This is a genomic window from Microbacterium xerophyticum (assembly GCF_053543555.1).
On sequence record NZ_JBLVOB010000007.1, the window covers coordinates 315,370 to 324,601 of the forward strand.

General features: G+C 66.9%; 10 protein-coding genes. 1 reads left to right on the forward strand and 9 read right to left on the reverse strand.

Annotation, left to right across the window (positions count from 1 at the left end):
• A partial coding sequence (locus ACNPNP_RS13130; protein ID WP_473965284.1) for a hypothetical protein occupies positions 1-329 on the reverse strand: 329 nt, incomplete at its 3' end.
• Positions 326-880 (reverse strand): UGSC family (seleno)protein, encoded by a 555-nt coding sequence (locus tag ACNPNP_RS13135; protein ID WP_448966481.1) that lies wholly within the window; start codon positions 878-880, stop codon positions 326-328. The genes ACNPNP_RS13130 and ACNPNP_RS13135, both read right to left, overlap by 4 nt.
• Positions 881-1,030: 150 nt before the next feature.
• Between ACNPNP_RS13135 and ACNPNP_RS13140 the strand changes: the two genes are divergently transcribed.
• A complete protein-coding gene (locus ACNPNP_RS13140; RefSeq protein ID WP_448966482.1) occupies positions 1,031-2,107 on the forward strand; it encodes a zinc-dependent alcohol dehydrogenase in 1,077 nt (358 codons plus the stop codon).
• 70 nt (positions 2,108-2,177) lie between these two features.
• Here ACNPNP_RS13140 and ACNPNP_RS13145 read toward each other — a convergent pair whose 3' ends face one another.
• From ACNPNP_RS13145 to ACNPNP_RS13175, 7 genes are all read right to left on the reverse strand, one after another.
• Positions 2,178-3,788, reverse strand: coding sequence for an ABC transporter substrate-binding protein (locus ACNPNP_RS13145; RefSeq protein WP_448966483.1), 1,611 nt, complete (start codon positions 3,786-3,788; stop codon positions 2,178-2,180).
• Positions 3,789-3,843: 55 nt separating this feature from the next.
• On the reverse strand, positions 3,844-4,626 hold the full coding sequence (locus tag ACNPNP_RS13150; RefSeq protein WP_448966484.1) for an ABC transporter ATP-binding protein: 783 nt from the start codon (positions 4,624-4,626) through the stop codon (positions 3,844-3,846).
• The gene (locus ACNPNP_RS13155) at positions 4,616-5,563 is read right to left on the reverse strand and encodes an ABC transporter ATP-binding protein (RefSeq protein ID WP_448966485.1); all 948 of its coding nucleotides are present in this window, start codon (positions 5,561-5,563) and stop codon (positions 4,616-4,618) included. Before ACNPNP_RS13155 ends, ACNPNP_RS13150 begins: the two co-directional genes overlap by 11 nt.
• Positions 5,563-6,477, reverse strand: a complete 915-nt coding sequence (locus ACNPNP_RS13160; RefSeq protein WP_448966486.1) for an ABC transporter permease — start codon at positions 6,475-6,477, stop codon at positions 5,563-5,565. Before ACNPNP_RS13160 ends, ACNPNP_RS13155 begins: the two co-directional genes overlap by 1 nt.
• On the reverse strand, positions 6,474-7,472 hold the full coding sequence (locus tag ACNPNP_RS13165) for an ABC transporter permease (RefSeq protein ID WP_448966487.1): 999 nt from the start codon (positions 7,470-7,472) through the stop codon (positions 6,474-6,476). The genes ACNPNP_RS13160 and ACNPNP_RS13165 overlap by 4 nt, the downstream gene beginning before the upstream one ends.
• Positions 7,473-7,654: 182 nt before the next feature.
• Positions 7,655-8,464, reverse strand: coding sequence for an IclR family transcriptional regulator (locus ACNPNP_RS13170; protein WP_448966488.1), 810 nt, complete (start codon positions 8,462-8,464; stop codon positions 7,655-7,657).
• A gap of 75 nt (positions 8,465-8,539) precedes the next feature.
• Positions 8,540-9,232: amidohydrolase family protein (locus ACNPNP_RS13175; RefSeq protein ID WP_448966489.1), on the reverse strand; the 693-nt coding region annotated here is incomplete at its 5' end.

Here is a 9,232-nt window from a genome sequence, read left to right on the forward strand (position 1 = left end):
CCCCCCCACGACAGCGCATCCCACGCGGCGAGCACGAGCGGCAGGTGCTCGGGCAGGCACCCGGCCATGACCGCGTTGACGGCGACGTCGCGAACGGTCACCTCGCGTTCGAGTTGGGGATGCCGGCCCACGATGTCGTCAGGGTCCCGATCGCTCTCGGCGAGGAAGAGTTCCACGCTTTCCTCGGTCGCCGCAACCGCCGGAAGACCGTCCGTCCATCCCTTCGCGTGCAGGTGCTCGATGACCGCGCGAGCGGCATCGGGGTCGAGCGTCTCGATCCGCTGGTCCATGCGTTCGTCGGTCTCGTGCGCCTCGACGGATCCCGTCACGATGCGAGAGCCGGAACGCGGTCGCCGAGCAGGCGGGCTTCGACAGCGGCGACCAGCGAGCGGCCCCGCTCGTCGATGCCCGCGTCGCTGAGATTCGATATCGGATGCGCCGTCCGCAGGAACGGGAAGTCGGGCGCCCCCTTCAACCCCGCCATCGCCTCGGACGGGGCGACGAACGATTCCGTGCAAATGACGGCGGTCGGAATCCCCATGCGCTCGAGCGCGATCCCGTCGGCGACGGCCGATGCACTGCACGACCCGCAGTCGCCCACCCCCACCACGACGACATCGCACTCGTTGATGAGTTCTTCGACGAGATCGACGGGCAGAGGCATGGCGAAGACGGACTTGGTGAGGTGAACCAGCGATCCGACATCGTTGCGGGCCGCCAGTTCCTCGCCGATCGCCGCCAGGATGCGGTCGGCGTTGCGCTTGGTGTTCTCGAGCAGGCCGATGCGCAGCCCGTCGAGGCTGGTCGGCCGCGGTGCCTCGGCGGCTGCCGCGGACGCGCCGACCTGGTGCCGCGCCGTGGGATCGATGATCGCAACCATGTGGAGTACCTCCTCGTAGACCTGGCCACCACTATTGCGCTGGTACGACTCTCTCCGGGCGCTGCTTCCGCACCGCGGAATGGCGGATCATCCACCGCATCCGGCCTCATAGCGTCGAGGAGTCAACGACGACCGACGGAGGGAACACCCATGACGACAGCACGCGCCGCATTCCTGAGCGGACCGAGTCGATTCGAGATTGAGGAGGTGCCGCTGCCGGAGATCTCTGCGGATGACGCCCTTCTGCGCGTCGAGGTCAACGGCCTCTGCGGAAGCGACATCGAGCAGGCCACGACGGGCGGAAGATTCGGCCGGCTGGTTCCCGGCCACGAGCCGGTGGGAGTCATCGACCGCATCGGCGACGACGCCGCACGCCGATGGGGAGTCTCCGAGGGCGACCGCGTCGCTGTGGAGGTGGTCGTGCCCTGCCACAGCTGTCGGCAATGCGCGGCCGGCATCTACAGCTCGTGCGAGGACTCGGTCGGCGCCTACGGCTACCGCCCCGTGCCCGGGAGCGCCCTCACGGGCGGCTTCGGAGAGTACATGTACCTGCATCCGCACTCGATCATGCACCGCATCTCGAACGACGTCCCGCTCGTCGAGGCCGCCATGTACAACCCGCTCGCCGCCGGGTTCCGCTGGGCGAACCACCTCGGCGGGGTGAAAGAGGGCGACACGGTCGTCGTGTTCGGCGCAGGTCAGCGGGGTATCGCCGCAGCCATCGCCGCCCTCTCCGTCGGGGCCGAGCACGTCATCGCGACGGGGCTCACCCGCGACGCGCACAAGCTGGCGCGTGCGCGTGAGTTCGGAGTGACGACGACGATCGATGTCGAGCAGGAGGACGTGGTCGAGCGCATCCACGAGGTCACCGGCGGCCAGGGAGCCGATGTCGTCCTCGACCTGACACCCAACGCAGCACAACCGGTCAGGGATGCCCTCGATGTCGCCCGCATGGGGGGAACCGTCGTGCTCGCGGGGCTGAAGCACGGTGCGTCGATCGAACTCGTCAGCGACCGCATCGTGCAGAAGGGCCTGCGCGTGATCGGCGCTCGAGGCGTCGAAGGCCGAGCGATCGGCGAGGCGATCGCCCTCATCGAGTCGGGCCAGTACCCGCTCGCCTCACTGAGCACTCACACGTTCGGACTCGACGATGCCGCCCGTGCCATCGATGTCCTCGCCGGGCGCGTCGACGACGAGCCGAGCGTGCACGTCAGCATGATTCCCTGATCCGCGCACGAATGACGCCCGCCCCCAGAATCGGCTGTTCCGGAGGCGGGCGTCGTTCATGCGGCGGGTGTCACTCCTTCAAGGTCATGGTGGTCCACGGAGTGAGATTCGTCGCCGGCATGGGCTCGTCGAGGCCCTGCCAACGGGAGTCGTTCAGCATCGGCAGCCAGCCGGTGTACCACGCGACCGGCGCGTAGATCATGAGCTCTGCCGCCCGTTCCTGCAGATCGCGGAACGCCTCTCCTCGTACCTCACGGTCGGTCGAGGCGAGAGCGGCCGACGCCGCGGCCATGATCTCGTCGTCGCAGATCCCGGAGGGGTTGGACGCCGCCAGTTTGTCAGGATTGCAGGCGTACCAGCGCACGATGCCGTTGCTCGGATCGGACCCCAGCGTCGAGCGGAGGAACGCGACGTCGAAGTCGCCCTCGGTGTACACCTTCTCCGTGAAGACCGCCGAGGCTGACCCGACGAGGTTCAGCGTGATTCCGACCTCTTCGAGCTGTGCCGCCGCCATCTCCGCCGTCGATTCGACCTCGCTGAGCTCGGTGATGTACCGGACGTTCAGCGTGAAGCGGGAGCCGTCGGAGCCGACCGGGTATCCGGCGTCGTCGAGGGCATCGTTGATGGCATCGACGTCGTGCGGGAAGTCGGTCGCGAAGTCGATGTCGTCGTTGACGGCCCAGGCGAGGTCCGGCGGGAAGAAGGTCTGGGCCGGCGTGCCTCTCCCTCCGAGCGCGACATCGGTGATCTCGGTGCGATCCAGAGCAGCGTAGACGAGCTTGCGCAGCTCAGGGTCGTCGCGCTTTCCTCCGCCGCCGTTGAACATCATCGTGATGACCTGGGGGAACGCCCCGCCGCTCATCTGGCTGATCTCCGTGCGCCCGTCGGCCTGCGACAACTGCGCGGGGTCGAGAGCGGCCTGGTCGACCTCACCGGCGAAGAGCGCGATCGCGCGGCTGTTCGGATCGCTCATGACCGGGTAGACGGCACGATCGACGAGCACCTCGCCGTCCCAGTAGTCGGGATTCTTCTCAAGGATGACCTCTGATCCGGACTGGAATGAACCGAACTTCATCGGTCCGGTGCCGATCGGTGCCATGTTCGCGGGATTCGTGACGTAATCGGTGCCCTCGTAGATGTGCGCCGGCAGCATGTACTGCACGGCCAGCGTCTCGAGAATCGGCCCGTAGGTCTCGGACAGGCGCACCTCGACGGTGCGCTCGTCGACGATGTCCACCGACTCGAATCGCGCGGCGAGTGCGGCGCCGAACGTCTGCAGTTCGACGATCTCATCGAGGTTGAACTTCACATCCTCGGCGGTGAACGGCTCGCCGTCATGCCAGGTCACACCCTCGCGGAGCGTGAGGGTGAGAAGCTTCCCGTCCTCGCTCAGTTCCCACTCCTCAGCGAGTCCGGGAGACAGCTCATAGGTGTCGGAGATCCGGATGAGTGTGTCGAGCATCTGCGCGCTGAACGCCGTCGGCGATGCGCCGTTGGTGAGCTGCGCGTTGAAGCTCTGCGGGTCGGCGCCGAGCGCCTGCACGTAGACACGTTCCTGGGATCCCGATCCGGAATCGCCCCCGTCCGCGCCTTCGGCGCTGCCGAAGCATGCGGTCAGCGCCAGGCTGAGCGTGGCGATCGTCGCGAGCACCCCCATGGTGCGGTTGCGTTTGTTGAGCACGTTCACTGCCTCTCTGCAGGTGTCTGGGACACGGTGTGTTCTTACGGAATGCGGTTCAGCCGGCGGGTGCCAGCTCTGGTGCCGCGGCGAGCAGCGTCCGGGTGTACGGATGCTGGGGATCGGCGAACAGCCGGTCTTTCGGCCCGTCTTCGACGACCTCGCCGGACTTCATCACGTAGACGTGATCGGCGACTTTGCGGACGACGGGCAGGTCGTGGGTGATGAAGACGTACCCGACTCCGATGGTCTCGGTCAGGTCTGCCATCACTTTGAGCACCCCCGCCTTCACCGACGCGTCCAGCGCTGAGACCGCCTCGTCGGCGACGATGATCTCCGGTCTGAGGACGATCGCCCTCGCGATGAGCACGCGCTGTCTTTGGCCCCCACTGAGCTCATGAGGAAAACGATCGAGAAAGCGTTCGCCGGGTTCCATGCCCACGAGCTCGAGAGCCTCGATCACCCTCGCGCGCACGGCCGATCGGCCGGTGGCGATACGGTGCAGTCGCACGACTTCGCCGATGGCCTGCTCCACGCGCTTTCGCGGATTCAACGATCCGGCCGGGTCCTGCAGCACCGCCTGCACGCGGCGGCGGTACGCCCGCCGGTCCCCGCCGCGCAGCTGCGTGATGTCCTGACCGTCGAGCTCGACTGTGCCGTCGGTGGCGGGAACGAGATCGAGCAGCATGCGCGCGAGTGTGCTCTTGCCGCTTCCGCTCTCGCCGACGATCGCGACGAATCGGCCGGGCTCGACGCGGATCGAGACATCGCGCACTGCGACGACCGGTGCTCCTCCGCGTCGGCGGAAGGTCTTGGTCAGGGATTTCGCTTCAAGAAGCACGAGAGGCCACCTCTTTCGAGAGTTCGCGGCGCAGCTCCCACGGGATCGAGTACAGATCGAGGTGATCGTCGGAGAGGCTGCGGACGCTGCGCAGCAGCGCTTGCGTGTATCGGTGTCGAGGACGGGCGAGCACCTCGGCGGTGCCGCCCTCCTCGACGACGTGGCCGTTGTACATGACGTAGATCCGGTCGGTCATGCTCGCGACGACGGCGATGTCGTGAGAGATCAGGATCAGGGAGTTGCCCAGCTGCGACACCGTGTCGTCGAGGGTGCGGAGCACCCGGGCTTGGACCGTCGCGTCGAGCGCGGTCGTCGGCTCGTCCGCGATGATCAGGTCGGGCAGCTTGGCGATCGCGATCGCGATCAGCACCCGCTGCCGCATCCCCCCGCTCAGCTCATGCGGGAAGCACATCGCGACCTGCTCCGCATCCTCGAGCCCCGCGAGCCGCAGAAAACGAGCGACCTCGGCGATACGAGCGGAGCGACCTCGCCGAGACGTCGGCTCGAGGGACTCCGCCACCTGCGCGCCCACTTTCATCGTGGGATTCAGAAAGGTCAAGGGGTCCTGGAAGATCATTCCGATCCGACGGGCGCGCACCTCGTCCCATTCCTGTGTCGAAGCGCCGTTCATCTCTCGTCCCGCGAAGTGGATCGATCCCTCGACCCGCACCCTCGGCGAGGTGGGCAGAAGACCCGAGATCGCGCGCCCCGTGATGGACTTACCCGATCCCGACTCGCCGACGATGCCGACCCGCTCTCCGTCATGCACCGCGATGCTGACATCGCTGACGGCCTCGACCTCTGTGCGATCGCCGGTCGGCAACTGCACCTTGAGATTGCGCACCCGAAGGATCGGTTCGCGTCCGGCCGCACGCGACTCGCGCTGTGCCTCCCGCGACTCCCTGTCGGCGGTGCGCGGATTCGTCGCTACAGACATCATTTGACCCTCCCGATCGTCGGATTCAACGCGTCGTTCAGTCCGTCGCCGAGCATGTTGACGGCCAGCACCACCAGGAAGATGCACATGCCGGGGAACAGAGCGAGCCACCAGGCCTGCTGCATATACGCCTGCGCCGAGTTGAGCAGTGCGCCCCAGCTGGGCCGGCTGGTGTCGCCGATGCCGAGGTACGCCAGTCCGGATTCCACGAGGATCGCCCTGCCCACCGTCATGCTGGTGGCCACGAGCACCGGGGGCATCGCGTTGGGGACGACATCGGACCAGAGGATGCGGATGCCGCCGAACCCCGCGGCCTTCGCGGACTCGATATAGCCGAGCTTGGAGATGCGCATCGCCTCCGCGCGCACGATCCTGGCGCAGCTCGGCCACATCGTGATCGCGAGTATTGCGACGATGATGAACACGTTCGACCCGAGCAGAGCCGCCGCCACCAGCGCCAGGATGAGTCCTGGCAGCACCTGGAAGAACTCGGCCACCTTCACGAGCGCTGTGTCCATGAACCCGCCGTAGTACCCGGCGAGCCCGCCCACGACCACGCCGATCGTCATGCACAGGAGTGCGACGGAGAAGCCGACGAGCAGCGAGATCTGGCCGCCGTGGACGACGCGGGCGAGGTAGTCACGGCCCAGATCGTCGGTCCCGAGAGGGAACGCCCCGCCTGGCGGGAGCAGGGTGGGGTTGCCCGTCGCACTCGGGCTTCCGACGAAGAACGGCCCGACGAACGAGATGAGCACGAAGATCAGCAGGAGGGGCAGGAAGATCAGCGTCGAGGGCTTCCGGAGGAAGACCTTCCACGTCGACGGGCGGGATTCGACACGTCCCTCTGCGGGAGCGTCGTGCTCCGGCTGCGTGGACTGCGCGGCGTCGACGATCGTGTCATCTGTCGTGGTCATGCGGGCACCTCGGTCTTCCGTGTGGTGGTGCTTCTGCGAACGAGTTGCGACCGCAGCCGCGGGTCGACGATGCCGTAGACGACGTCCGTCAGGATGTTGACGATGATGATCGTCACCGTCAGCACGATCACCACGCCCAGGACCACCTGGTTGTCCTGCCGCCCGATGGCATCGATGAAGAGCAGCCCCATGCCGGGCCAGCCGAAGACGCGCTCGACCAGCACGGACCCCGCCAAGATGAACCCGAGACTGTACCCCGAGACGGTGACCATCGGCAGCAGTGCGTTCGGCAGCGCATGGCGCCACAGCGCGCGCCGCGGTGAGACGCCCTTGGAACGCGCGGTATCGATGAAGTCCTGGCTCAGGGACTCGATCATCGATGCCCTCATGATGCGCGTCTTGTACGCCAGTTCGCTCGTGGCCATCGTGATGATCGGCAGCACCATGTACTGCACCGCGATGCCCTCCTGGCCGTACGGTGCCTTGCCCTGGGTGGGCAGCCACCCGAGCACGAGCGAGAAGACCATGATGAGCATCATCCCGAGCCAGAAGTTCGGAACGGAGAAGAGACCGACCGCGACGCCCGAGATGCTGCTGTCGAGCCACCGGCGACGGGTGCGGGCGGCAATCGAACCGAGCAGGATGCCGAGCGTTGTCGAGATGATGAACGACGGCACGGCCAGGGCGAGGGTGTTGCCTGCCCGGCTCAGGATGAGTTCGAGCACCGGTTGATTCGTGCCGAACGAGATGCCCAGGTTGCCGGAGAAGACGTTTCCGAGGTAGATGAGGTACCTCTCCCAGATCGGCTTGTCCAGCCCGTACGCGGCGGTGATCTGCGCCTCGAATGCGGGAGAGATCGGCACGTCGCCGACGAGACTCTGGATCGGATTGCCCGGGGCGAGCTCGAGCAGCAGGAACAGCACCGTGATCACCGCGACGAACAGCAGCAGCGACGAGACCAGCAGCCTGCCGTAGCGGATCGCTATCGCCCTCACGGTCGCGACTCGCACCGGTGAGGGTCAGCGGGGCTGCCCGAACGGGTGATGGATGATTCGAGCATCGGATCTCCTTCGATTCACGCTCGTGAGGTGTGGTTTCACCTTCACTCAGCCTGTGACGATGTCCCTATGCCCGGTTCCGCCGGGCGGAAGGTCGGTCGCTGGCGGTCCGACGGACTTCAGAAGAACCCGGCGCTGCGCCGGTTGAAGTCGACCGTGCGCGGGTGAGGCCGGGTGCGGCGCTCGGCGAGTGCATGCCCGACCCTGGTGGCCGCTGCACGCACCGGATCGATGAGTTTGGTCGGGTCGTCGCGCCCGATGAGGTGCACGACGCCGACCACGGTCTCCACGCTCCCGTCCTCGCCGAACACCGGAGCGGCGACCGCCCCCGCACCGAGAGAGATCGTCTGGCTCACCAGTGCGAACCTGTTGCGCCTCGCGGTCTCCAGCGCCGCACGCACGGAGTCCGGATCGGCGAGCGTGTGCGGGGTGAATCTCTTCAGTGGACGGCTGAGGTACTCATCCACGAAGGCCGGTTCGGCGTAAGCGAGCAGCGCGAGACCCGTCGCCGTCACGTGCAAGGGCATCCGCCCGCCCATGCGGTTCTCTCCTGAGTAATTGGAGTGCGGGCGAAGCGCCTCGAGGTACATCACGTCGTCGCCGTCACGCACCCCCAGGTGCACGGTCAGACCGGTCAACCGGTGCAGATCGGAGATGTGCGGGAGCGCGCTTTCGCGCAGGCGCATCGCCCGAGTCGAGGACGACGCGAGATCCAGGATCTTCCGGCTGAGACGGTAGCGCCCCGCGTCATCCAGTTCGAGACCGCCCCACTCGAGCACTTCGTGCGCGAGCCGATGCGCAGTCGTCAACGACAGATCGGCGTATCTGCTGATCTCCGTCAGAGTGAGCGAGCCTCCGCCCTGCGAGAAGGCTCCCAGCACGGCGAGGGCCCGCGCGGCCGCGGTACGCTTCCCATGCTCATGCTCCATTGCTGCCTCCAGAACCATGCGGGCTCCCCTTTCTCTCGTGTCAGTGCAGTCCTCACCGAGTCGTCGCCCGCCTCGTCACGCCGCGTCGGCCAGCGCCTCAGCCAGGTCGAGGAAGGACAGTGCGTTGACGGACTCGATACGTCTGGCGTCCTCGTCCGACAGCTCAAGACCCTCCAGGGTCGAGCCGAGCATGCCCGGTCGGGCCATGGCGGGGAAATCGGTGCCGAGCACCATGCGATCTGCGCCGAGGTAGTCGAGGCAGAAGCGGAGACCCCTCGGGTCGAAGAGCATCGAATCGTAGAAGAAGCGCCGTGCCACCGCGCTCGGCGGGGATGCCGGTCGGGAGTCGACGTCCTGCTGAGACCAGAAGTAGTCGGCACGCGCCAGCATGAGCGGAAGCCCGCCAGCCGCGTGGCTGAAGAGCACGCGCTCGAGCCGGCAGCTTTCTGCCATGCCTCCGAAGAGCAGCGAGGATGCGGCGCGCGCTCCTTCGATCCCGACGCCGATCGATGCCCGAAGGTGTGGCGGCAGTTCCGGCTCGTCGGCGCGGGGCAACGCGTGGATGAACACGGAGAGCCCGAGCCGGTCGATCTCGCGGAAGAACTCGGTGAACCGGGCGTCGCCGATCGCGACCCCTCGCACATTCGACGGCACTTCGACTCCGCGGAGCCCGAGTTCTCTGACGGTGCCGAGTTCGGCAGCGGCGGATTCCGGATCCTGGAGCGCCACCATTCCGAGTCCGTGGATGCGGCCGGCGCCGGCCGCGCC

Bases quoted from the DNA above. Each gene is read 5' to 3' on its own strand.
- ACNPNP_RS13155 (WP_448966485.1), bottom strand. From the start codon at position 5,563: ATGTCTGTAGCGACGAATCCGCGCACCGCCGACAGGGAGTCGCGGGAG.
- ACNPNP_RS13140 (WP_448966482.1), top strand. From the start codon at position 1,031: ATGACGACAGCACGCGCCGCATTCCTGAGCGGACCGAGTCGATTCGAG.
- ACNPNP_RS13135 (WP_448966481.1), bottom strand. From the start codon at position 880: ATGGTTGCGATCATCGATCCCACGGCGCGGCACCAGGTCGGCGCGTCC.
- ACNPNP_RS13170 (WP_448966488.1), bottom strand. From the start codon at position 8,464: ATGGAGCATGAGCATGGGAAGCGTACCGCGGCCGCGCGGGCCCTCGCC.
- ACNPNP_RS13160 (WP_448966486.1), bottom strand. From the start codon at position 6,477: ATGACCACGACAGATGACACGATCGTCGACGCCGCGCAGTCCACGCAG.